Origin of the sequence: Chryseobacterium sp. GVT01B, from assembly GCF_019970045.1 — a bacterium.
Classification (GTDB): Bacteria; Bacteroidota; Bacteroidia; order Flavobacteriales; family Weeksellaceae; genus Chryseobacterium.
On sequence record NZ_JAHXYI010000005.1, the window covers coordinates 338,119 to 363,507 of the forward strand.

General features: G+C 37.2%; 13 protein-coding genes. 7 read left to right on the forward strand and 6 right to left on the reverse strand.

Annotated elements, in window-relative coordinates; translation table 11 throughout:
- Positions 1 to 109: 109 nt before the first annotated feature.
- The gene (locus LC457_RS13925) at positions 110 to 958 is read right to left on the reverse strand and encodes a hypothetical protein (protein ID WP_223600409.1); all 849 of its coding nucleotides are present in this window, start codon (positions 956 to 958) and stop codon (positions 110 to 112) included.
- Between the two features lie 249 nt (positions 959 to 1,207).
- On the opposite strand from LC457_RS13925, the gene LC457_RS13930 reads away from it, so the two are divergent.
- Positions 1,208 to 2,035 carry an ion transporter gene (locus tag LC457_RS13930; protein WP_142719381.1) on the forward strand — a complete coding sequence of 276 codons (828 nt, stop codon included), beginning with the start codon at positions 1,208 to 1,210 and terminating at the stop codon, positions 2,033 to 2,035.
- A gap of 43 nt (positions 2,036 to 2,078) precedes the next feature.
- Positions 2,079 to 2,237, forward strand: coding sequence for a hypothetical protein (locus tag LC457_RS13935; protein WP_156118404.1), 159 nt, complete (start codon positions 2,079 to 2,081; stop codon positions 2,235 to 2,237).
- 193 nt (positions 2,238 to 2,430) lie between these two features.
- Here the strand turns inward: LC457_RS13935 and LC457_RS13940 are convergent, their stop codons facing one another.
- The 4 genes from LC457_RS13940 to dnaE form a co-directional block, all read right to left on the reverse strand.
- Positions 2,431 to 4,755: a GEVED domain-containing protein gene (locus LC457_RS13940; RefSeq protein ID WP_223600410.1), complete on the reverse strand. Its 2,325-nt coding sequence runs from the start codon at positions 4,753 to 4,755 to the stop codon at positions 2,431 to 2,433.
- Between the two features lie 173 nt (positions 4,756 to 4,928).
- The gene (locus tag LC457_RS13945) at positions 4,929 to 7,742 is read right to left on the reverse strand and encodes a T9SS type A sorting domain-containing protein (protein ID WP_223600411.1); all 2,814 of its coding nucleotides are present in this window, start codon (positions 7,740 to 7,742) and stop codon (positions 4,929 to 4,931) included.
- Positions 7,743 to 7,870: 128 nt separating this feature from the next.
- Positions 7,871 to 11,419 (reverse strand): T9SS type A sorting domain-containing protein, encoded by a 3,549-nt coding sequence (locus tag LC457_RS13950; protein WP_223600412.1) that lies wholly within the window; start codon positions 11,417 to 11,419, stop codon positions 7,871 to 7,873.
- A gap of 345 nt (positions 11,420 to 11,764) precedes the next feature.
- Entirely contained in the window at positions 11,765 to 16,435 is a 4,671-nt protein-coding gene (gene dnaE / locus LC457_RS13955) for a DNA polymerase III subunit alpha (RefSeq protein WP_223600413.1), read from the reverse strand.
- 262 nt (positions 16,436 to 16,697) lie between these two features.
- On the opposite strand from dnaE, the gene LC457_RS13960 reads away from it, so the two are divergent.
- From LC457_RS13960 to LC457_RS13975, 4 genes are all read left to right on the forward strand, one after another.
- Positions 16,698 to 18,827 carry a S8 family peptidase gene (locus LC457_RS13960; RefSeq protein WP_223600414.1) on the forward strand — a complete coding sequence of 710 codons (2,130 nt, stop codon included), beginning with the start codon at positions 16,698 to 16,700 and terminating at the stop codon, positions 18,825 to 18,827.
- 75 nt (positions 18,828 to 18,902) lie between these two features.
- Positions 18,903 to 20,975, forward strand: coding sequence for a thiamine pyrophosphate-dependent enzyme (locus LC457_RS13965; protein WP_223600415.1), 2,073 nt, complete (start codon positions 18,903 to 18,905; stop codon positions 20,973 to 20,975).
- A gap of 206 nt (positions 20,976 to 21,181) precedes the next feature.
- Complete coding sequence (locus LC457_RS13970) at positions 21,182 to 22,210, forward strand: bestrophin family protein (RefSeq protein ID WP_223600416.1); 1,029 nt, start codon at positions 21,182 to 21,184, stop codon at positions 22,208 to 22,210.
- Positions 22,211 to 22,429: 219 nt separating this feature from the next.
- Complete coding sequence (locus tag LC457_RS13975) at positions 22,430 to 23,515, forward strand: serine hydrolase (RefSeq protein ID WP_223600417.1); 1,086 nt, start codon at positions 22,430 to 22,432, stop codon at positions 23,513 to 23,515.
- Between the two features lie 24 nt (positions 23,516 to 23,539).
- Here the strand turns inward: LC457_RS13975 and LC457_RS13980 are convergent, their stop codons facing one another.
- Complete coding sequence (locus LC457_RS13980; RefSeq protein ID WP_223600418.1) at positions 23,540 to 23,998, reverse strand: Lrp/AsnC family transcriptional regulator; 459 nt, start codon at positions 23,996 to 23,998, stop codon at positions 23,540 to 23,542.
- Positions 23,999 to 24,155: 157 nt separating this feature from the next.
- Here LC457_RS13980 and LC457_RS13985 point away from each other — a divergent pair, with 157 nt between their 5' ends.
- Positions 24,156 to 25,385 (forward strand): aminotransferase class I/II-fold pyridoxal phosphate-dependent enzyme, encoded by a 1,230-nt coding sequence (locus LC457_RS13985; RefSeq protein ID WP_223600419.1) that lies wholly within the window; start codon positions 24,156 to 24,158, stop codon positions 25,383 to 25,385.
- The last annotated feature ends 4 nt before the right edge of the window (positions 25,386 to 25,389 follow it).

Genomic DNA, 25,389 nt, shown 5'->3' on the forward strand with positions numbered 1-25,389 from the left:
ACAGCGAAGATATTAATTTTACTAAAAACCCAAAGAATATTTCTGCTGCAATAAAAAACCGGCTTTCATCGGCCGGTTTGAATTTGATATTAAAAAAATAAATAGACTGTTAATCTTTGAAAAGCGATACTCTTGTAAAGGATTCCATTACCACACTACAGTTGATATCGGCTTCCATAAAAAGCTGATAGCCTCTTCCCGGATCAAGACTCGCAGGATCTGCAATAGTATAGAAATAGAATGTAAGAATGTTACCTGCTCCACTTGAACCACTTGGGACTAATTGGATAGAGTTAATCTCAAAACCGGAGTCAGGATTTTTAAAAGTAGCTTTTATTGATCCTGATGAATTGGACCCTGGAGTAATTGTAGCAATGGCTCTCCAGACATGTACTTGTCCGTAAATTTCATTTTCTCTCCATTTACCACTGGCTGCAATATAAATATTGGAGGTAACTCCCGGAAATGGAACTGTGGTTTCCGGCCAGCTTGTAGTAGGACTTGCTGCAAAGACCAGCGGTGTGGCATAAAGCACCTGTTGTCTTGGGCCATACCCGCTTCCTGCTGCACTTAAACTGAATGAGGGTTTTACATTTGCGTTTCCAGAATTTATTTTAACGACACCGTCGTTACCAGCCTGAGAAGATGTGGGAACAAAAAGCTGTCTCCAGAGGGTACCATCCCAATACTGGAAGTTATTCGTTGTCGTATTAAAAATAAGTGTTCCTGCAGTAAGGTTAGCATTCACAACACCTGCAGGTGGTACTGTGGAAACATTATTATCTGCCAGGTATGTATCCCGGTCAGTATCTGAAAGACGAGGAATGAGAATCCCTTTCTGGTTGGAGACTATATCCAGTACTGCAGCACCATTGGGTGTTGAAGTATTAATCCCAACCTGAGCATCTACAAAACTGCTTATGAAAAACAGAATAAACAAGGTTAAAATTTTTCTCATGATATAAAGCTTTTGTTGGATAAAATTACAAACTTGAATTAATATTATGTTAAAAAATAAATTTTTATATGTCATTTTTTATTCGTATTTTACTTATTATAATGTATTGAAAATCATTAAATTAAGTGCGAATAATTCACTTTTTAATGATGAAAATTACTTTAACATTTGCAGGATTCTTTTAACAATCATATCTTTACCTTATACTCTATAGAAATTATTAACTTCGCTGTGAAATAACCTATATAAATGGAAAGAGAACATAATCTTGTTCCTGAAGACAAACTTTGGAAAAGATTCCTTTACCGGATCATTTATCGCTCCGATACGAAGCTCGGAAAACTGTTCGATATCATCTTATTATCTTTAATTCTTGCAAGTACTGCCATTATTATGATGGAAAGTGTCCCTAAGCTTGATAAAAGGTTTCATTATACCTTCCTGATTCTGGAATGGGTGATCTCCATTTTCTTCACTATTGAGTATTCTATGCGTATTGCTGTGGTGAAGAATAAACGGAATTATATATTCAGCTTTTTTGGAATTATAGATTTCCTGGCTCTTGTACCTTTTTACCTCAGCTTTTTCTTTCCTATCACTAAATATTTCCTGATTTTCAGAATGCTGAGAATGTTGAGAATCTTCAGGATTTTCAATTTGCTGGATTTTATGAATGACGGATATCTTATTGTGCGGGCCCTGAAAAACAGTTCGAGAAAGATTTATATTTTCCTTTTATTCCTGATTATATTCTCTGTGATTGTAGGATCACTGATGTTTATGGTGGAAGGTGGACGCCAGGGATTTGAAACTATACCACAGTCTATTTATTGGGCGGTTGTTACAGTAACTACCGTAGGATATGGTGATGTATCTCCTATTACGCCTTTAGGAAAGTTTTTTGCGGTTGTTCTGATGCTTGCCGGTTACTCCATTATTGCTGTTCCTACTGGTATTGTCACGGCAGAAATGAGAAACAAAAGACAAAATCTGGAAATGGTATGTGAACGTTGTGGAAACGAAGATATTGATGATGATGCCAGATATTGTAAGCAATGTGGCAAGAAATTAGCTTAATATTTGGTATAAGTAAAATTTATTCACCAAATACCTCAAAATCATGGAACCTAAAAAGAAAAACAAACCGAATAGCTTAGTGATCATTCTTTTTGCACTGGTAGTGCTGATGATCATCGTCTACTTTATATTAGTAATGTTCTTCCCAACTGTTTTTGACCTTATGAACAAGGGTGAGATTCAGCCGGTGCCTAATAAGTAATGAGTAATAAACAATAGGTAATGAATAATTTATAATGATTTATATTATATAACGGTCATTAACAAAATAAAAAGATGAGTGAAATATTTCGCTCATCTTTTTTTGATCTGTAGATTTTTAAAGTAAATGTCTACTTCATAAAAAAGGACGGATCACTAATGACCCGTCTCTTTCTTTCTATTTAAATGATAAATTATTTTTTAATGGCTTTGATAGTCTGTTTAGATCCGTCTTTCATTTCCAACGTTACTAAATAAACACCCTGCATTAAGTCTCTTAAGTGTATCGTAGATTCAGGGTTTGCAATAGTTTTCACTAATCTTCCCGTAACATCTGTTACTGATACATTTTTCACGTTTTTCACATCAGAAATATTCAATACATCCGTAAATGGATTAGGATATACTTTGATACTGTTTTTCGCTGCAGAAACTTCAGATGTTGCCAGATTTGCATTATTAATGCTTATATCGTCTACATACAGATTAAACTGGTCCGGATCTGAATAGGCATTAAATCCAAAGTAATACACTCCTGTCGTAGGAACTGTAAACGTTATAGATTCTGTATGAGCCATTTCATCATTGATTGACGGATAATCTGCCACTGAATTAGTCATTGCAGATTCAACTGGTGAAGTTCCGTAAGCTACTTTCAGTTTTTCAACATAAGTAGATGAGTTATTCCCGTACTTATAGCTAATGGTATATTGTGTCCCCGCTGTCAGGTTCAATCCCTGGGTAAAGAACCATGCATTGGCAGAACTGGAAGAATTATAATGATATCTTAATACATTGGTAGTAAATCCCTGGCTGTCAGAAGGCGGATCTACTGTTTCCCAATTATTCCCAGCTCCCGAGTTAACATTCATTGTACATCCTGGAAGTTCAGGAACAGTAACATTTTCAAAATCTATTGCATAAGGAAGATTCGCACTTGAACATAATGTCATAAACGTAGCAGAATCACTCCAAACACTTTTGCTGGTTGCACTACACGCAGATCTCACCCATACATGATAAACAGTGGAAGCAGCTAAACCTGGAATATTATAAGTAGTTGCTGTAACTCCTGTAAAATTAGGTGTAGTTGTAGCTGTAGGTGCTGTATTGGTTGTGCTGTAATAAATATCATATCCACTTGCCGGTACAGGAGTGGCAGCTGTCCAGGAAACCGTAGCTCCTGCGGCAGTAATATTAGACATCACTAATGCATTAGGCTCACTACAAGCTGGTGCTACATCTATATTAATATCATCTACATACAACTGATTCATATTGGCATCAGAATATGCCTGGAATCCAAAATAATAGACCCCTGTGGCAGTTGGTGTAAAATTCACAAAAGCACTGGTTGCTGTACTGGTAACAATATTTGAATGATCGGCTAATGTATTGGTCATTCCTGCACCTGTAGCTGAAGTTCCGTAGGCAATTTTTAACTTTTCGGCATATACAGTTCCTTCTGCGTTTGCATATTTATATTTAATTCTGTAGGTAACTCCCGCGGTAAGGTTTATTCCATTGGTGAAAAACCAGGTATCAGCATTATTGGCATAGTCGTAAGAATACTGAAGAACATTTCCCGTAAATCCTTGAGCATCCAAATCGCCCGTCACCCACATATTTCCTGAACCGTCATTTACTACTGAGGTACAGTTTGGAAGATCAGGTGGAGTTATGCTTTCAAAATCCAATGCATATGGCACTGCTACAGAAACGCAGGATGTCATAAATGTTGCCATTTGAGACCATGCACTTTTATTTGAAGTACTGCATACAGAACGTACCCACACGTGATAAACAGTAGCCGGAGCCAATGTAGACAGGCCAGCAGTTAAACCGGTACTCGTTCCGGAAGCTACAGCAGCAGCTGTAGGATATGTACTGGAAGTTGAATAATAATATTCATAACCGCTGCCTGGAGCAGAAGCCGGAGCTGTCCATCCAATCTGAGCTGAATTTGCCGTCACTGCAGATACCGTTAAAGCAGACGGTGCAAAACAAGTTGGAACTGCACCAATTACTACAGTATAATCATGGGCTTCTCCATACCCATCAGTATTACACGGAATAGGGTCACTGGAGAATCTATCCCCTACTCGCATTCTGTAAGTACCAGGAGTAACGGTTGAAGGAATTTCAATAAGCCCAGAGGTAATATTGTTTCCTCCAACAAAAGTACTACTCGCAGAAGCTACAAGTTCCGGAGCAGCATCATCAAAAGTTCCGTCGTTATTAAAATCTATCCAAATCCTTACATTCTGATCACTGTAATCATGTTTAACGCTAAAATCATAACTCAAACCTGCACTAAGGTTGATTGTCATCGAAGTATAATCTCCATATGCATCAGTAGAGCAACCCGTATTAGGGTGATCAAATCCGGCACCCGGAATTGCAAAGGAGTCTATTACATCTCCTCCACTACACCCACTTGCAAACGCAGGCGTACAGTAAGTCTGTGCGGAGGATAAAAGGCCGGTCATTAAGAAACCAACAAGTAAAAAATTTCTCATATAAAAAACAGTATTAGTTAATCAAATCTAGTGAAAATCAACAATAAAAAAAATATTTTTTTAATTATATCACAATGAATTAAACTTTTCCTTTTATAAAAGATAATTTCACTTATAAAAAGAGAGGCCGCTCAAATTGAGCAGCCTCTGTATCCTATTTTTTAAGAAATTATTTATTTCTTAATTGCTTTAATTGTCTGTTTAGATCCGTCTTTCATATTCAGTACTACTAAATACATTCCTTGTTTCAAATCTCCTAAGTGAATCGTAGAAGAAGGATTATCAATAGTCTTTATCAATCTTCCGGAAGAATCCAGAATGGAAACTGATTTGACGTTATGTGGTTTTACAATATTCAGTACACTTGTAAATGGATTTGGGTATATTTCTATAGTTTCTTTTTTATCAGTAACTTCAAGAGTACCAAGGCTGGTTACCTTTTCTATAGTAATGGTAAAAACGCCTTCCACTGTATCTGTATCGTAATCCCGATCTCCGATATTTATATAATATACGTTTCCTGCAATAGTTGGCAAATCCATTATAACCGGACTTGAACCAGTAAAATTTACTCTTTTTACACACGTTAAGTTTCCACAATTTCCTTTATAGGCACCAATACCAAAATTAAATGTGCTATTTAAAGGTCTTGAAACTGTAATCTTATGCAGAAAACCATCACCAACGAAGGTAAACCATGTTCCGTCATTCATTGCAGAATTGCAAGAATTTATAAATCCGTTATTATTGGTAGTATGCTCAGCATCAATCTGTGTATAAGTATATGGAAAATTTGAGACCGTCAAAGCACCAGCACAGTCATCATTAACAGGAGGCAGCAATGTTCCCACACATATATTGAATTTAACGGCAATGCCAACACCTGTACTGTATGCCCTTATATAATAGGTTTCACCGGCAACCAACCCTGAAACATTATTAATATAACTAGAACGATTAACGCTTCCACCACATTTTACACTTGTTAAAGCACCACAGCTACCTTTGAAAACCTCAAATCGTATATCTTGCTGTGTACCACTCACTCCAACATCTATAATATTTTTAAAACTAATTCTGTGGCTGGTTCCTGTGGCAACAAATTTAAACCAAACATCATTCTGAACCCCGATTCCGGCACACGAAGTTGCTGGTAACATCGCTGAAACTGTTGCTCCCAAAGTACTTCCTTCAAGTCCCCCAACACAGGTCAAATCCGGATTAACAGTCAAAGAAACAGCATTTGCACATTCATCATTTACCGGAATCGGTGTCAAATCTTTTGTAATACATAAATCAAAATTGAAACCCGATTGGGGCGTTCCTTCTACATCAAATACTCTGAGATAATAAGTTTCTCCCACTGTAAGACCGGTAACAAGTCCAACAGCCCCACCTATTCCTACACATACAGAATTACCACAACTGCCACCCAGCACATTAAAACTTAATCCTCCCAAAGAGTTTGGTTCTCCCACAGCAACTTTATTAATCAATTTAATGATATGCTTGGTATCAGTTGCTATAAATTTGTACCACACATCATATCTGGAGAAAGAGTCACAAGATATAGCAGACTTCGTTGATGATAAAGTTGTTCCGGAAATAACATTGATACAATCCATCCCAGAATTCACAGGAACAATTATAGCATTGGTACAATTATCATTGGATGGCGGCGGTGGAACAGTTCCTACACATATATCAAATTTATGAGATGAATAGCCTGATCCACTAAATACTTTTATATAGTAGGTCTCTCCTACAGTAAGGTTATTAACAACAGAAACAGGACATGATGCACTTGTCACATAACCACATCCAGAATCAGAACATAATATACTTGTCAAATTACCACAATCACCTTTTAAAACCTGAAAATAAACATACCCACCTCCTAATGGTACAGAGGTTACATCCTTCAGATTAACTGTATGCCTAGAAGAAGTAGCTGTAAACTTATACCATACATCACCAGTACTCGTACCACATGATGATGCAGGAGAAGATACAGTTGACATCACAGTAGTCCCAGAGGTAAAACTCACACAATTCACATCTGGATTTACAGTAAGATTTATAGCATTTGTACACTCATCATTGGAAGGTATAGCCGGTACTGTTGTAAATTTCTGATTAACACAACCAGAGGACTCTCCTGTTGGCCCCACTGCTGTTACTTTAAGATAATAAACTGTACTTGCCAAAAGTGGAGATGACGGAGTAAAGTTTGTTGTCGTTACAGACTGTTGATTAACAATATCTGTTCCTCCCGCAGTAGTTCCGACAGAAACTTTGTAACTTGTAGCTCCCTGTACAGCAGCCCATGTAAAATTAGGCAGAACCGGTACATTCGAAGCATTGTTTGCAGGATAACTGATTATTGGACAATCCGGTAATGGATTAGGAACTAACCCCATAAGACTGACTACAGGTTTATAAGGTAAAAAATGACCATTTGGCGGATTTGCAGGATCCGGATTAACAGTATTACTCTCGGTATAAAGAGCCTGTTCCATAGTATTATACACAAAAAACGGATTATTTGAATTAGAATTAAATCCATTTTCATCTACTGCAACAACCAGGTTTCTTATATTATCATATGGGAATGGTGTAGTAAATGTCACTTCTACTATCCCGTTTACATTAGTAACCGTACCTGAATACACCTGAGTCATTTCCCCGACAGGAATCCACCCAACTTGATAATTTAAAGAGTTTTTTGTGGTATGTCCCAAATAAATCACCCAATTTGATAAATAAGCGGGATTTGCAGAAGGTGTTAAGTAAAACTTAAGACCTGTAATATTACCTGCTGCATCAGCATTGATTTCCTGTTTTGTATAAATCTGCTGAGAATAGGAATAACTAAAGCCACTATTGACAGGAGCATTCCCGGTAGCTGTGCTGCCTCCACCCAGTTTGATTTGAGCACTTAATGCGATGCTTATCATCAGTAAGCATACAAATAAGATTTTCTTCATGTATAAGTTTTTGGTTATTAATACGTCTACGAATTTACAATAAATTTAAAACACCTTTTTTAAAAAATTTAAAAATAAAAAAACGACAGCTTTTTAGCTGTCGTTTCATGTTATATAATTAATACATTTTATCTTTTAATTGCTTTAATCGTTTGTTTAGATCCATCTTTCATATTCAATACTACTAAATACATTCCTTGTTTCAAATCTCCTAAGTGAAGCGTAGAAGAAGGATTATCAATAGTCTTTACTACTCTTCCTGCAGCATCAACTACAGAAGCAGATTTTACTTTAGAAGCATCTGAAATATTCAGAACGTCTACAAATGGATTAGGGTAAGCTTTAATTTCATTGTTTTTCTTTTCAACTTCAGCCGTTGCAAGCCCTGAACATCCTTGCGTAACAGAAATGCTATAATTACCAACTCTGGTTGCAGCATATCCTGTAAGCAATACATAATAAGTAGTCCCTGCAACTCCTGTAAATGTTAATGTTGGAGCATTATAAAGGCTAACTGCACAACCGGCGTCAGCATATCCTACACCTGAACTGTTACTGAAACAAGTAAGTGAACCACAAGTACCTGTATATACTCTTAAATAAGCGTCATATTGCGTACCGCAAGCATCAATAGTAATAGGACCGTTTTCAGTAGCTTTTACTGTATACCAAACACCTTTATAAGATGCCGTACTTCCAGAACTACCACATGTTGAAGCAGGAAGTGTTTCATCTCCTGCAAGAGCATTAACACCCTGAGCCGTACCATTACAAGCCAAAGCAATAGCGGTATCACAAGTATCATTAGTTACAGGCGAAGGAGTGGTTACAGCAATCTGGAAATTGGATGTTGTAGTTGCTGTACTTGTAGATGAATACACTCTAACATAATATGTTTGTCCTGCTACAAGGTTTTGCAATAATATACTTGAATTTCCATAAGCACCATCAAAACAAGTCATAGCTGTTAAAGCTCCACATGTTCCAGAATATATCTGTGTACTTGTTGCATTATCAGTATATAAAACATGTACAAGATGTGTAGCACCTGTTGCAGTAAATGAATACCAAACATCATCATTAGTACCGGATGCACTACATGTAGGTGCTGTAACTCCAGAACTTTGAGTAGCACTCACAGTAGAACCATTCACAGCATTCAGGAAAGCATCTGTACTGCTCACAGAAAGAGATGCAGCATTTGCACAATCATCATTTGCAGGCGGCGGCGGAGGTGTACCAATACAAATATTGAAGCTATTAGCATATAGTGTACTACCGTTTGTATTGGAGTTATAAACTCTCACATAGTAAGTCTGACCTGGAGTAAGACCGGTAAGTGGTGTATTCACAGCAGTACCACATTTAATACTTGTCAAAGTACCACAAGCTCCACTGAAAACCTGAGTATATACACTCGTAGACGTAGAAGTTCCCACTGCAGTAACGTTTGAAAGCAATACTACATGGTCAGTACCTGTAGCTGTAAATTTATACCAAACATCATCATCAGCAGTTCCTGTACATGGACTTACTGCCAATCCTGAATTAGTAGCACTTAAAGTTGTTCCTGATACCGGTGAAGCACATGTCAATGTTGGGCTTACAGATAAAGAAACAGCAGCCGAACACTCATCATTAGCAGGAGCTGCAGGAAGTGTTCCCATACAAATATCAAAAGAGTTGGCATAGAAGCTCGCCCCTGAATTTGAATCATAAGTATATACTCTTACATAATAAGTCTGACCTGCAGTAAGACCTGTTAAGTTTGTAAAGTTTGTATTTGAGCTGATACATGTAGTACTTACCAAAGCTCCGCAAGCACCACTGAATACCTGAGCATACAAAGATGTTGTAGAAACATTTCCTACAGAAACTATATTTTTCAGCTGGAAAGTATGACCTGTTGACGTCGCAGTAAATTTATACCAAACATCATCGTCAGCTGTTCCTGAACAAGAACCAAGAGCAACTCCTGAACTTGTTCCTCCCAATGTTGTTCCTGCTGTAATACTAGCACAACTCATATCAGGATTAATAGTAATAGCCACGGCGTTTGCACAGTCGTCATTAGCTGGCGGTGCCGGTGGTGTACTTACACAGATATTGAAACTTGCATTAGCAGTAACAGTAGACTCATAAGTGTATACTCTGATATAATAAGTCTGACCTGGAGTAAGGCCGGTAACGAGATTCGTATTAGGATCAGAACATAGCATCCTTGTCATAGTACCACCACAACTTCCTGACAATACCTGGAAATACATATCTGTAACCCCTGTTGTAGTTCCCGTAGAAGTCACATTAGAAAGCGCTACAACATAGCTTGCTGCTGTTGCAGTAAATTTATACCAAACATCATCATTTGGAGCTCCGCTGCAAGTACCTGCAGCCATAGATTCTGTAGCTCCCAATGTATTACCAGGAGTTGTAGCAGTACAAGTCAAAGAAGGATTTACTGTTAAATTTACAGCACCAGAACAATTATCATTTGCCGGAGGCACTATAGTAGTTGTGAAATTTCTTTCAGTACATCCTGTTGATACAACACCGCCGTTATAAGCTGTAATAGTATAATAATACTGCGTTGTAGGATTCAGCTGCTGTGCAGGAGTAAGGGTATAAGTAGTAACATTACCCATGTTAAAATTACTCAAAACATTGGATGAACCTGCAGATGTTCCGATACTTAAGTTGTATCCCAGTGCTCCACTTACTGCAGGCCATGAGAAGGTCGTTAACACAGGTAAACCAACCTGAGCAGCTGTAGGCGCACTCACAGACGGACATCCCAAAGTAGCCATTGTAGTGAAAGATCTTTCTGTACATGCAGGGGAAACTCCTGTAGAATTGGCAGCATATACTGTATAATAATATTGAGTATCAAAACTCAAAGAATTTGTTAGAGTATAAGAAGTTACATTTCCTACATCCTGCATGTTCATCACATTGGTTGCTCCCGGCGTAGTTCCGATGCTGATCTTATATGATGTAGCAGAGCCTGCAACAGCCCAGCTAATGGTAGGCAATACCGAAACACCTGTTGCTGCAGCCGCAGGCGTAGCAACAGCAGGACAAGCCGGAACTCCCGGAGTAAGTCCTAGCAGATTTGTAATAGATTTCGTTGCTGTTCTTGATCCTGTAGGTGGTGAAGCCGGATCCGGATTGGTTGTATCACTTCTATAATACAAAGTTGAATTGGAAGCCCCTGTAAACGTATAGAATTTATTTGAAGTTGCTGTGTAGTCTGCAGTATTCTCATCAACAGCAACAACCAGGTTATCCGTATTGTTATAAGCAAAAGGTGTGGTAAAGTTTACAGTCACTTCACCTCCGGAAGCACTTACTGTCCCTGAAAACACCTGAGACAAACCAGATACAGGAATCCAGTCTGTAGTACTGGAAAAAGAAGTTTTAGTAGTATGACCTACATATACCACCCAATCTACTGATTTTGTAATATCAGCATTATTCGGTAAATAAAACTTCATTCCGGTAATATTACCAGCAGCATTGGCATTAATTTCACTTTTAGTAAAAATCTGCTGTGTGTAGTTGTATCCGTAGTTAACATCAATAGGAACATACCCGCCCTGGGTATTCCCACTTCCCAGCATTATCTGGGCATTTGTAATGGAAGCTATTAAAAATAGACTTAATAGTAATAATTTCTTCATAAATAGTAATAATAAAAGTTAGGGCGATAAATGTATAAATATTATTTCAAATATTAAAAATTATCATAAAATTTTAATAATAAATAGCCAATAACCCTTATAAAATCAAATAAAATCAAACGTTTATTTAATTTAAATATTTATTTCGCAATTCATTGAAAAAAGTACAACACACTAAAATTCAATCAATTAAAATACAATACCAATAAAATAGACTATAGAAAATTTTTCTATTTAACATAAAAAACTATTTAAAAATTTTCATCAATATCAAAAATATATAAACAAAAAAAAGAGTGACTTTTAGCCACTCTCTATACTATTATAATTATTATATCCTTTTTTCTAGTTTAAATAAAACTCATATTTATTAAGAAGCTGGATTTCTTTAATCAAATCTCCATTCAAATCTACCGAATGTTTCATGGATTGTACTTCAATATGGGAATCATCTTCAAGGTTTTTGATAAAGAATTTCAGCTTTTGATTTCCTTTATTTCTATCAAGCACTGTCCTGAAAAAGTCCAGATCCTCAGCTCTGACATCCATAACATCCATAACCAAAGATATACTCTTCGCAAAACGTTCGAACGCTTCCTGCAGTTCTATCACATCATTGACATTTACGAAGACTCTCCCATCTTTTACCTGAGCAAATTTTATCTTGAAAATAACAAACCTCTGCACTTCCAGTTTTTCCTTCAGCCTCATATAATCCCTATCTCCCAATCTGAATGAATACGATCCAGAATAGTCTTCCAGGGTAACAAAAGCTACTTTTTCACCACTCCTGAAACCATCTTTTACCACATATTCCGTAATCAGACCAGCAACAGTATATTCTTTTCCACCACCACCGTTTTCTCTTTCTTTTTGTAAGGTTTTCCAGTCTTTTTTCTTTTCTTCAAAAAGTTCTTCCTGCTTATTGGCAAAAGCCTGCTCTTTATAAGCATCCACTTCATCAAGATTCAAAAAATGAAAAACTCCTTTCGGTTCAGCTTTTTTCGTAACTTCTTCTATAACCTCTTCCTCTTCACCGGCTACGATGTCATCAGAAACAATCTCTACAAGATCTGCAACCTCATCAGCAGAGTCTTTTTCCAGAATAGGAGCTTCATCTATAACCACTTTTTCTTCATCCTTCTCCAATACCGACTTTTTAGAAAGCTGCCCCTGCATAAACTGATATTGGTATTTAAATTCATCCAAAGGATGTGCGGAAAGGTAAAATCCGATCGTTTCTTTTTCTTTATTAAGTTTATGCATGTTTGGCCATTCCGGGCAAGGTGCTAATTTCGGCTGCTCAATCTGAACTTCTTCTGCAAAATCCGCAAAAAGAGAATGCTCCATCTCATTTTTACTCTCCTGGAAGCTTTGTCCGTATCTGATCAACCTTTCAAGATTTGTTCTTCCAGACATATCAATATCAAAATACTGACCTCTGTGGAAAGAATCCAATTCATCAAAAGCTCCCGCAAGCACCAAACTTTCTGCTACCCTTTTATTCATTTGCGAAGGGAGAATTCTTTCAAAGAAATCATAAATATTTTTGAATCTTCCATTCGCTCTTTCCCGTGTAATTCCTTCACTCGGACCTTCTCCAATCCCTTTAATTGCTCCCAAGCCGAAACGAATCTGTCCTTTTTCGTTTACAGAGAATTTATACTGAGATTCATTTACATCCGGTCCTAACACATCTACTCCCATACTTTTACAATCCTCCATAAACATGGTAATTGAATCCGTATTGTTAATGTTATTACTCATTACACTCGCCATATATTCTGCGGGATAATTGGCTTTCAGATAAGCTGTCTGGTAAGCAATAAATGCATAACAGGTAGAGTGAGATTTGTTGAAGGCATATTCTGCAAAGGCTTTCCAGTCATTCCAGATTTTCTCCAGCCTTTCTTCATTCAGGTTGTTCTTTCTACCTCCTTCAATGAATTTCGGGTACATTTTATTAAGGACATCAATCTGCTTTTTACCCATCGCTTTTCTCAAAGTATCGGCTTCACCTTTGGTAAAATTGGCCAATTTCTGGGACAAAAGCATTACCTGCTCCTGATAAACGGTAATCCCGTATGTTTCTTTTAAATATTCTTCTGTTTCCGGTAAGTCATAAACAATCTCTTCAATTCCGTGCTTTCTGTTAATGAAGTTCGGAATATATTTGATAGGCCCCGGACGATATAAGGCGTTCATGGCAATAAGGTCGGCAAAAACCGTTGGCTTAAGCTCCCTCATGTATTTTTGCATCCCAGGACTTTCATACTGGAAAATCCCTACTGTTCGTCCTTCTTTAAACAACTGATATGTTTTGGCATCATCAAGCGGAATAAGATCCGGATCAATATCTATATTATATCTTGCCTTTACAAGCTTTAATGCATCCTTAATGATCGTTAAAGTTCTCAGCCCCAGGAAGTCCATCTTCAAAAGACCCGCACTTTCTGCCACAGAGTTATCAAACTGCGAAACCAGAATATCTGCATCTTTTGCAGCGATGGTCACCGGTACAAGGTTACTTACATCTTCAGGAGTAATAATCACCCCGCAGGCATGAATACCGGTATTTCTGATGCAGCCTTCCATTTTTTTCGCACTCGCAAGTACGTCATGGCGGGCATCATCCGGGCTATTCAGAACATATCTCATTTCATCAACAAGCATTTGTTCCTCCGGTTTTAGCTTATCGTATTTAGATAAAGCTTTTGCAATGTTCATCCCCGGGCTTGGCGGAATTAATTTTGCAATATTATTCGTGTCAGGAATCGGGACATCTAATACTCTTCCCGCATCTTTAATCGCAGATTTCCCCCCTAAAACAGAGTACGTAATAATCTGTGCTACCTGATTCTTACCATATTTTTCAACTACCCATTTGATGATTTTATCACGTCCTTCATCATCAAAGTCAATATCAATATCAGGCATGGAAACCCTTTCCGGATTCAGAAATCGCTCAAAAAGCAAATCATATTTAATAGGATCTACATTGGTAATTCCAGTGCAATATGCTACTGCAGAACCTGCTGCAGAACCACGGCCAGGACCAACCCAAACACCCATTTTTCTTGCTTCATTACAAAAATCCTGTACAATCAGGAAATAACCGGGATATCCTGTATTAGCAACTACCTCCAGTTCAAAATCCAAACGTTCTTTGATTTCGTCTGTGATTCCGCCGGTATCTGCATATCTTTTTTTCGCCCCTTCATATGTTAAATGCGTCAAATACGCCATCTCACCGCGTTTCCCTCCATCAATATCATCTTCAGCATGAATAAATTCTTCCGGAATATCAAATTTTGGAAGTAAAACGTCTCTTTTTAAGGTATAAGGTTTAAATTTTGCCGTGAATTCCTCATAAGCATCAAACGCATCAGGATAAGCTAAAAAGGCTTCTTTTATTTCGTCAGAATTTTTGATGTAATATTCTCCTGTAGCTAATCCTCTTCTCTTTCCAAAGCCCTTTCCGACAGGAGTTGTCAATTTTTCTCCGTCTTTGATACAGCTTACAATATCCTGAATATTAGAATCGTCTTTATTGGTATAAAAAGTTTCGTTCTGGGCTAAAATTTTAACATTATATTTATCTGCAAAATGCAATAAAACATCATTTAAATGCTCTTCTTCAGGCAGTTTATGATTCTGAATCTGAACATAAAAGTCATCTTCAAAAGTATCCTTCCACCATTTGAAAAGCTCCTCCCCTTTTTGCTCACCTGTATTTAAGATCGCATCGGGAATATCTCCCAGAATTCCTGAAGTAAGGGCAATTAAACCTTCTTTATACTCAGCAATCAATTCACGGCTAATCCTTGGAACTCCAAAATAAAATCCTTTTAAGAAACCAATACTTGAAAGTTTGGCCAGGTTTTTATATCCTTCAAAATCTTTCGCAAGCAAAACCACCTGCGTTCTTCTGTCGGGATCATCTTTCGTAAACTGTTTCTGCTCGTAACGGTCTGAAATATAAAATTCACAACCCACTACAGGAATTAAAGGCTCTGAAACAGGTTCATTCTCATTAAATTCTTCTCCGTTCTCCTCTGCTTCCTGCTTTTTAGCTAAATATTCTTTATGTTTTTTTGCGCGGTCACCATTTGCCCCTTCAATTGCTGAAACAAATTTAAAGGCACCCATCATATTTCCCAAATCCACCATTCCAACGGCAGGGAAATTATCATCCGTAGCTTTTTTAATTAAATCATTAATGCTGGAAGTCGCCATTAATGTTGAGAAAACACTGTGATTGTCAAAATTGAAATATTTGCCCAGATCAATCTCATCAACACTTCCGAAATCCTGCTGCTTTTTCTTATTATGAAAATCTGCAACCTGCCTTCTGATAACAATATTGAAAGGCTTTATCGGATCCGGATAAAGACTCTTGAAATACGCCAGCTGATCTTCAGAAATCTTTAATGTTTCTGCAGGAACTACCCCAATTCTTATCATTTCAAAGAACGCTCTTGCCGTAGCATTTACGTCGGCAGCAGCATTATGCGCTTCATCAAACTTACTTCCATAAAGCTTTTCGTAAAGTTCTTCAAGTTTCGGCGATTTATATTTTCCTCCCCTTCCTCCACCAAGCTGGCAGAAGTCGGTTCCCAAAATCATGGTATCTGCTCTGGGTTTATCCTGTAGATTATCTTTAAGGTTCTTTCTGTAAAATTCCGCTCCTACAATATTGTAATCGAATTCCACATTGTGTCCGGAAACCACTCTTACTCTATCTAAAACTTCAGCAAATTCTTTTAAAACTTCTTCAAGGTCACGCCCTTCTTCATTGGCGATTTTCGTTGTAATCCCGTGAATACGGGCTGCATTGAAGGGAATATCATATCCTTCAGGTTTTATTATATAATCCTGATTCTCAACTAAATTCCCATCATCATCATGTATCTGCCATGCAATCTGAACCATTCTTGGCCAGTTTTCCGAATCTGAAAGCGGAGCGTTGAAATTTTTTGGTAAACCTGTTGTTTCTGTGTCAAAAATTAAATACATATAATGTTCTAACTTTTTTATAAAAGAGAATGTAAAGTTACTCCATTTTTTTCAATTAATTTATACCCAATATCAAGAATAAACCATAATTCGCGATAACAAAATTATCTCATTTTATTAAAAATATAAACAACTCAAACAAGCACGAAATAAAATATTAAAATATTATTAAAAAAATTAGAATTATTTACCAAAACTAACTAGTTATCAGTTTTTTGCTATAAATTTGATTAACCATAATTTTATAATTTATTACTCAAAAATGAAGAAACAATTACTTTTAATCAGCACATTGATTATTACATTAACAAGTGCGCAAAATAATGAAGAATTAAAAAGAGAGTTTGAAAAACAAAACAAAGAGAACAGCGCAAAGTTTGACTCTTATGTAGCAAAACGTTCAGGTAATAACAAAGCTTCTGAAACTCTGAAAGGATTTGAAGAAAAAAGAACCAGTTTAGCAGGCTTTATGCCAAATGGCAAACCTTTTTTTAACAGTAATGAAGATATGGACCAAATTAAAAATGCAAACGCTGACTTTCTTCAGAATGGAACAGTAACCGGGCTTACCGGAGCATTTAATGGTGAGAATATTAAATATACAATATTCGACGGAGGAAGAGTTTTTGGCGGACATGTATTCTTTAATAATACTGCAAACCGAATTACAAACAAAGAAGCCAGTACTTTGAATTATTCAGCACACTCTACTGCTGTCGCTGGTTTTATGGGAGCAAAAACTTATTCACAATCAGTGACTTTTACAGATGGTACTTCCAGAACAATAAACTTCCAGGGAGTAGCAAAAAACTCAACCATGGATTCTTACACTTTCCGTGATTCTGTATTACCTGGAGACACATCTACAAGTACTGTATTCCAAAAGATTCTGACAGCCCAGCCTAAAATATCAAATCACTCTTATGGATCAAATGTAGGATGGAATCTAGATACAGTAAACGGAGCCAATGCATGGGTTTGGAACGGTGCTTTCAACAGTCCCGGTTCTTCATATGACTTGCAGGGAACGTACTTCAGCAATGATCAAAATTATGATGCCATTGTTTATAATAATCCTAACTACGTTATAGTAAAATCTTCGGGTAATTATTTTGGATTTGGACCTAACTACCCAACTCCCACTCCACTTCCCACATACTACACTGACAACAATGGTAACCCTGTAGCATTTGCAGCAACAGATGTACTGCCTAGCACCAACTGTGCACAGGGATTTGACTGTATAGGTCCTGGTTCATTAGCCAAGAATATTATTGTCGTAGGAGCTACCGACAGAATTACTGCCAACTCAGGGAGATACACTACATCCGCTGATGTAATTCATTCTGATTACAGCAGCGCAGGACCTAGAGATGATGGAGGTATCAAACCAGATATTTCAGCAGTAGGAACTGATGTAGGAAGCGCATCCACTGCTGAAGACACAGTTGGCAGCCAAGGGTTAACAGTTGGCAGCGGAACTTCTTATTCAGCACCTGTAGTAACAGCAGTAATCGGCCTGTGGACTCAAATTAACAAACAATTATTTAGCGGAAATGAATTAAATGCTGCTGCAGCTAAAGCCTTAACGATCCATTCAGCAGCCGAAGCAGGAAATCCGGGACCGGACCCATTGTTCGGATGGGGATTCATTGATGCTAAAAAGGGAGCTGAATTATTAGTAGGAAAATCCAACAACACAGTTATTTTCAATAACGAAACATTAAATAACGGAGCTGCTAATTCTAAAACAATTCTGGCAACTGGAAACACTCCAATAAAAGTAACCATTTCATGGATTGATCCGGAATACAAAATACCGGCCACAATAAGCTGGAGTGATGCTTACAACAACAGAAGCTCTAGATTGGTCAATGATCTGGATCTTAGAATTACCGACATGGAAACAAATACAGTTTACTTACCATGGAAATTAAACGCAACAAGCCCAAATACAGCAGTTAAAGGTGACAACACTGTAGACAATGTAGAACAGGTAGTTGTAGATGCTCCTATAGCAGGAAGAAATTATAAAATTGAAATTTCACATAAAGGAACATTAAAGAATAACGCAAACCCCAGTGTTACAGCTCCTCAGAATTATTCAATTATCGTGACAGGATTCACTCAAGTATTAGGAACTAAAGATGCTGTAAATGCTCTAAGCAACCTTGCCATTGCTCCTACGGTTACGAAAGATTTTACAAACATTCTGAATGCTCCTAAAAAATCTACATTCAATGTATATGACCTTACAGGTAAGAAATTACAAAGCGGTACCATTAATAATGAGAAAGAGCCAATAGATTTATCAACTTACACGAAAGGAATTTACATCATTGAAGTAAAAACAGACAAAGATGTTATTTCTAAAAAAGTGATCAAGGAATAACCTATATAGACAAAGATTTTTTACAAAATACTAACAGTTGTTAGTATTTTGTTTTTTTATGTATATTTGCTTCCTATGGAAAATGCACTTCACGAAAAAGTTTCTCAGGATATATTACTCAAAGCGTATAATCATATGATGCTGGCCAAAGCAATGGCGGATATTTATGAAGAAAACAGAAACGTATGCAAATACGTGCACAGTACTTCAAGAGGTCACGAAGCCATCCAGCTTGCAACAGCGTATCAGTTGAAAAAAGAAGACTGGGTTTCTCCTTACTATAGGGACGAAAGTATTCTTTTAGGAATTGGTTTTGAACCTTATCAGTTAATGCTTCAATTACTGGCTAAAGCTGATGACCCTTTTTCTGGAGGAAGATCTTATTATTCCCATCCTTCAAGCAGAGATGAAAACAAACCTAAGATTGTTCACCAGAGTTCTGCAACCGGAATGCAAACCATCCCTACTACAGGAGTAGCACAGGGAATCAAATACATCCAGGACTTCAATCTGCAGGAATTTGAAAATAATCCTGTTGTTATCTGCAGTCTTGGAGATAATTCTGTTACAGAAGGTGAAGTGAGCGAAGCTTTACAGTTTGCGGCTTTACATCAGCTTCCTATCATTTTCCTTGTACAGGATAATGAATGGGGAATTTCCGTAACGAAGGACGAAGCAAGAACCTGTGATGCCTATGATTTTGTTGCTGGATTCACGGGATTAAGCAGAATGAGAGTAGACGGAACAGATTTCGTAGAAAGTTTTGAAGCGATGAAGAAGGCCGTAGATTTTGTAAGAACAGAAAGAAAACCTTTAGTTGTTTGTGCAAAAACAGTTTTGATCGGCCACCATACTTCCGGAGTAAGAAGAGAATTCTATAGAGACGAAGAAGATTTAACTAAACATAGAGCTAAAGATCCGGGAGAAATCCTTAGAAAACATTTACTGGAAACAGGAATTGACGAAGATCTTTTAAAGCAAATCACTAAAAAGGCACGTCTTGAAGCAGAAGAAGCTTTTGAAAAAGCTAAAAATGCAGAAGATCCAAAGCCTGAAACCGTAATGCAGCACGTTTTCGCTCCTACTCCTATTACCGAGGAAACAGGAACACGTGAGCCAGCCAACGGAGAAAAAATTGTAATGGTAGATGCTGCTATCCATGCCATTCAGGAACTGATGTGGAAACACCCTGAAGCTCTTCTTTACGGGCAGGATGTAGGTGAAAGAATTGGCGGCGTTTTCCGTGAAACAGTTACTTTAGGGAAAAAATTCGGAAGTAAAAGAGTTTTCAACACAGCCATTCAGGAAGCTTATATCATAGGATCTACTGCCGGAATGAGTGCTGTAGGCTTAAAACCAATTGTTGAAGTTCAGTTTGCAGATTATATTTATCCGGGAATCAACCAGTTAATCACAGAGATTTCAAAATCCAACTATTTAAGTGGCGGAAAATTCCCTGTAAGCAATATCATCCGTGTTCCTATCGGGGCATATGGCGGCGGCGGTCCTTACCACAGCGGAAGTGTTGAAAGTATTTTAGCCAATATTAAAGGAATCAAAATAGCATATCCAAGTAATGCAGCAGACTTTAAAGGTCTATTAAAAGCAGCTTATTACGATCCGAACCCGGTAGTAATGCTTGAACATAAAGGATTATACTGGAGTAAAGTTCCGGGAACCGAAGATGCTAAAACGATAGAACCCGCTGAAGATTATGTTCTTCCATTTGGAAAAGGTAAAGTAATCATCGAAGCTGATAAGAATGAAACTGAAAAAGGCAGAACCTTATTAGTGGTTACTTACGGAATGGGAGTTTATTGGGCTAAAGAAGCCGCTAAGAATTTCAACGGAAGAGTTGAAGTAATTGACTTAAGAACATTAATCCCTCTGGATGAAGAACTTGTTTTTGAAAGAGTGAAAGCTCACGGAAAATGTATCGTTCTCACAGAAGAACAGCTTAACAACTCTTTTGCAGAAGCTTTTGCCCACCGTATCTCTAAAAACTGCTTCAAATATCTTGATGCACCGGTAGAAACCATGGGATCACTGGATGTTCCTGCTGTTCCTATCAATTTGATTCTGGAAAAAGAAATGCTTCCTAATGCTGAAAAACTCAGCAATAAGATCGAAGAAATGCTGAAATATTAATTTTATATAAAATTAAAACCTCTAAAATTTTTAGAGGTTTTTTTATGCATTTTTTTTATTACATTTATTTAAGATTATCAATCTCAATTTTAGACTATTATAAACCAAGAAAACCCGATTATCTATTACCTGACAAGCATTACAAAACAAAACCCATCACAGTTTGGTATTTATTTTGTCTCTACACGAAAAACACATCTATCTTTATGATCACAACCAAATACGTCAATTATAAACAGGTTCTCAATCTGGCAGGTATACATCTGGTCTTAATCTCTATCTGGTGTACATTGATTGCTGTTTTCTTTTATTTCTTCAACTGGCACTGGATGACAATTCCCTGGGTTCCTGTTGCACTGATTGGTACAGCAGAAGCATTCCTTGTTGGTTTTAAAAACAACCAGGCTTATGACAGACTTTGGGAAGCCAGAAAAATCTGGGGTGGTATTGTGAACTCTAGCCGTTCATTTGCTTCTATGGTGTATGCTTTTGATACCAAAAACGAAGGAATTGGAGTTTTTGACCTTGAAGACCGTAAAAAAAGAATCGTCTTTCGACATATTGCATGGTTGTATACTTTCCGTGAACAGCTTTTGGTGCCTACAGAATGGGAACATATCAGTACAGAAAAGAAATTCGGGAATATCAACCTGAGAAGAAACAGACTGATCAAAGCTGGATTTCCGGATTACGGAAGAGCTCCTATTTTCCTCCATAAATATCTTTCGGAGGAAGAATATGAACTTAAAAATGATTATAAAAACTTTGCCACTTACCTGGTATCCCAGCAGGCAAAAGACATCAATGAGCTTAAAAACATGGGGGCCATTACAGAATTCAACCAAACTCAGCTGCAAAACAGTCTGAATGAATTCTATAATTTTCAGGGACAGGCTGAAAGAATCAAAAAATTCCCTTCCCCAAGGCAGTTTGCCAGTACAGCCTTTGTTTTCAACATTCTTTTTATCATGCTTCTTCCTCTTGGATTAGTAAATGAATTTGCAAAACTTGGTGATTGGGGAATATGGACTTCTATTCCGTTCTGTATTATTATCGGATGGATCTACATTATTATGGAACTGGTAGGTGATTATTCTGAAAACCCTTTTGCAGGATTGATGTTTGACGTTCCCATGCTTTCTATCTGCAGAACGATTGAAATTGATCTGCTTCAGATGAGTGGAGAAACCGATCTCCCAGATCCTATTTCTTCTAAAAACGGAGTTTTGGTTTAATTTCTTTCTTAAAGTGGGCTATTTCACACCCTGAAAATCATTCAAAAAAATTAAAAAATATTCTTTAAAACATATTTAAAACTTCATTGTTTTTCATAATTTAGAAGAATTGAAAACATCAGCTAAAATCTGTCCAAAATTGAATTGCGGTTCTGTTTCGGACAGATTTTAACGTATATTTTTTCATCAACTAATAATGTATCCCTTCTTTTTTAAACAATGAGATCAAAGCAAATACTGCAGATTTTGACAATACTGTGTCTTACCCTATTCTGTTCTGAATTGAAAGCACAGGCAGCTTTCAACAAAGAATTACCCAAAGAGTTTACAGACCAATTTACCAAAGAAATCAATGACAGCATTCCGTCTCTGGGGTCTTTTATTGTTTCTGAAAATGATAAGGTAATTTATGAGCAGTATTTTCACGGAGCGAATAAAGAAACGGTCTTCAGTATAAAGTCTGTTACCAAAAGTATCGTCTCTGTTCTGGCAGGAATAGCAAAGGATAAAAACCTGCTTCCCAATCTCAACACTCCGGTTTTGAAAATTCTTCCGGAATACAATGTTTCAAGAAGCAGTTTTAAAAACATTTCCAATATTGAAGGAAAGGTTGCCCATGATTCAATAAGAAATACTTTAACTTTAAAAAATCTCCTGACCATGCAGGGAGGTTTCGACTGGACTGAAAATTCAAAACTTTCAACGGCCATGCTTTTTTCCGGTGATCCTGTAAAGTTTGTGCTGGATCTGCCTTTTGAAGAATATCCTGGAACCGTATTCAACTATAACAGTGGAGAAACCCATCTTTTCAGCGCAGCATTGGCAAAAATTGTAAAGACCAACCTGAAACAATTTGCAACAGAGAACCTCTTTAAACCGCTAAAGATAAATGTACCCCGATGGGATACAGACTCCATGAACAGAAATATTGGAGGTTCTGAAATGTTTATGAAACCTGAAGATATGTTGAAATTCGGTTCTATGATTCTCAACAACGGAAAACTTGGAGGCAGACAGATTGTATCTCAGAAGTGGGTTCAGGAGTCTACCTCAGAGCAGGTAAAACTGGATTCCTGGGACGTAATGCCTAATGCCAACGGATATGGCTATTATTGGTGGCGAAGAAAAACCAACGGACATCAGGCTTTTGTTGCAACCGGATACGGCGGTCAGCTCATCTGTGTCATCCCGGATTTAAAAATGGTTATTGTAACGACCTGCTTTTTAAATGATAAAAACAAAGGAAGAGCAGATATCAAAAGACTTCATTATTTTATCGATAAAATAACGAAAGAAAACCAATAGCTAAGCAGGAAAATTTTCAATGATCTACAATACAATCGCCGTTGTATTTTTAACCTCAGAAATCATAAATGAGCTGTGTGTGCTTGCGATGTGCTGAAGTGTCGTAAGCTTTGTCAGCATAAAATTACGGTAGTCTTCAATATCTTTTACTCCTATTTTAAGGATATAATCATAATCTCCGCTCACATGGAAGCATTCGGTAACCTCCTGTAAATCCATCACTTCTTTTTCAAATTGCAGAACAAATTCTTTTTTATGCTGGCTTAATTTTACATGGCACAGAACGATAAAATTTTTCTTAACTTTACTTTTGTCCAGCAAAGCCACGTACTTTGAAATGACACCCGCATTTTCAAGCTTTTTTACACGCTCATAAACTGCGGTGACAGACAATCCAAGCTTGCCGGAGAGCTCTTTGGTGGTTTGTTTACAGTCAGCCTGTAAAAAAAGTAACAGTTTCTTATCAGTTTCGTCAAGTTCCATAGATATTTTTTTGGTAAAAGTTTAATACTATCGAAGATACTAAATATTTTTTCTAAATAAACAATATTTTACAGTTTTATTTTCTATAAATTCAAATTTATGTTGTAATAATTAGCAAATTAATGCAAATTGGAACAATAAAATAAAAACAATATTTATGGAAAACTTTAACGCAGCCAATGAGATCCAGGATCTTCAGTATTTTGGTGAATTCGGAGGAGTGAATCCTTCTATCTCGGACAGCTCTACTTATACATTCCTTTCTGCAAAGACCATGTTTGATACTTTTGAAGGAAATGCGGAAGGATGCTACCTGTATTCCAGACATTCATCACCTATGAACCTTTATCTGGCTCAAGCTCTTGCCAAGTTGGAAAACACGGAATCTGCCAACGTTACAGCATCCGGAATGGGAGCTATTACTTCGGTTTTGATGCAGGTATGCAAAAGTGGTGACCATATTATTTCTAGCAGAACCATCTACGGAGGAACGTATGCTTTTCTTAAAAACTTTATGCCTCAGTTTAATGTTGCAACCAGCTTTGTTGATATCAACAATTTTGAATCTATAGAAAATGCTATTACTCCCAATACTAAAGTAATTTACTGTGAAAGTGTAAGTAATCCGCTCCTTGAAGTAGCAGACCTTAGAAAACTTTCCGAAATCTGTAAAAAACACAATCTGAAACTGATTGTAGATAATACCTTCTCTCCGCTTTCAATATCTCCGACAGCATTCGGGGCAGATGTTGTGATCCACAGTTTAACGAAATTCATCAACGGAAGCAGTGATACGGTAGGAGGTGTATATTGTGCAACACAGGCATTTATTGATGATACTAAAAATGTAAATTCCGGAGCATGTATGCTTCTGGGACCTACTATGGACAGTTTAAGATCATCAAGTATCTTAAAAAACCTGAGAACATTACACATCAGAATAAAGCAGCACAGCCACAATGCCATGTATCTTGCTGAAAGATTTGAGACAGATGGTTTAAAGGTATCTTATCCCGGATTACCATCGCACAAAAACCATGAATTAATGAAAAGCATGATTCATGAAGAATACGGCTACGGAGGATTACTGACTCTGGATGCAGGTACAACAGAAAAAGCAAATGAACTGATGGAGCTGATGCAGGCAGAAAACCTTGGCTATCTTGCAGTAAGCTTAGGGTTCTATAAAACCTTATTCTCATGCTCAGGAAAATCTACTTCATCTGAAATCCCAGAAGAAGAAAGGGCATCCATAGGAATTTCTGACGGATTGATCAGATTCTCCATCGGTCTTGACCACGACATCAAAAGAACTTACCATAAAATGAAGGAGTGTATGCTGAAAGTAGGTGTTCTTAACCACCATGAAAACATTTCCATATCCTAATTTA

Coding starts and splice junctions, on each gene's coding strand:
- LC457_RS13925 (WP_223600409.1), bottom strand. CDS start 958: ATGAGAAAAATTTTAACCTTGTTTATTCTGTTTTTCATAAGCAGTTTT.
- LC457_RS13945 (WP_223600411.1), bottom strand. CDS start 7,742: ATGAAGAAAATCTTATTTGTATGCTTACTGATGATAAGCATCGCATTA.
- LC457_RS13980 (WP_223600418.1), bottom strand. CDS start 23,998: ATGGAACTTGACGAAACTGATAAGAAACTGTTACTTTTTTTACAGGCT.
- LC457_RS13965 (WP_223600415.1), top strand. CDS start 18,903: ATGGAAAATGCACTTCACGAAAAAGTTTCTCAGGATATATTACTCAAA.
- LC457_RS13935 (WP_156118404.1), top strand. CDS start 2,079: ATGGAACCTAAAAAGAAAAACAAACCGAATAGCTTAGTGATCATTCTT.
- LC457_RS13950 (WP_223600412.1), bottom strand. CDS start 11,419: ATGAAGAAATTATTACTATTAAGTCTATTTTTAATAGCTTCCATTACA.
- LC457_RS13960 (WP_223600414.1), top strand. CDS start 16,698: ATGAAGAAACAATTACTTTTAATCAGCACATTGATTATTACATTAACA.
- LC457_RS13975 (WP_223600417.1), top strand. CDS start 22,430: ATGAGATCAAAGCAAATACTGCAGATTTTGACAATACTGTGTCTTACC.
- LC457_RS13985 (WP_223600419.1), top strand. CDS start 24,156: ATGGAAAACTTTAACGCAGCCAATGAGATCCAGGATCTTCAGTATTTT.
- dnaE (WP_223600413.1), bottom strand. CDS start 16,435: ATGTATTTAATTTTTGACACAGAAACAACAGGTTTACCAAAAAATTTC.
- LC457_RS13930 (WP_142719381.1), top strand. CDS start 1,208: ATGGAAAGAGAACATAATCTTGTTCCTGAAGACAAACTTTGGAAAAGA.
- LC457_RS13940 (WP_223600410.1), bottom strand. CDS start 4,755: ATGAGAAATTTTTTACTTGTTGGTTTCTTAATGACCGGCCTTTTATCC.
- LC457_RS13970 (WP_223600416.1), top strand. CDS start 21,182: ATGATCACAACCAAATACGTCAATTATAAACAGGTTCTCAATCTGGCA.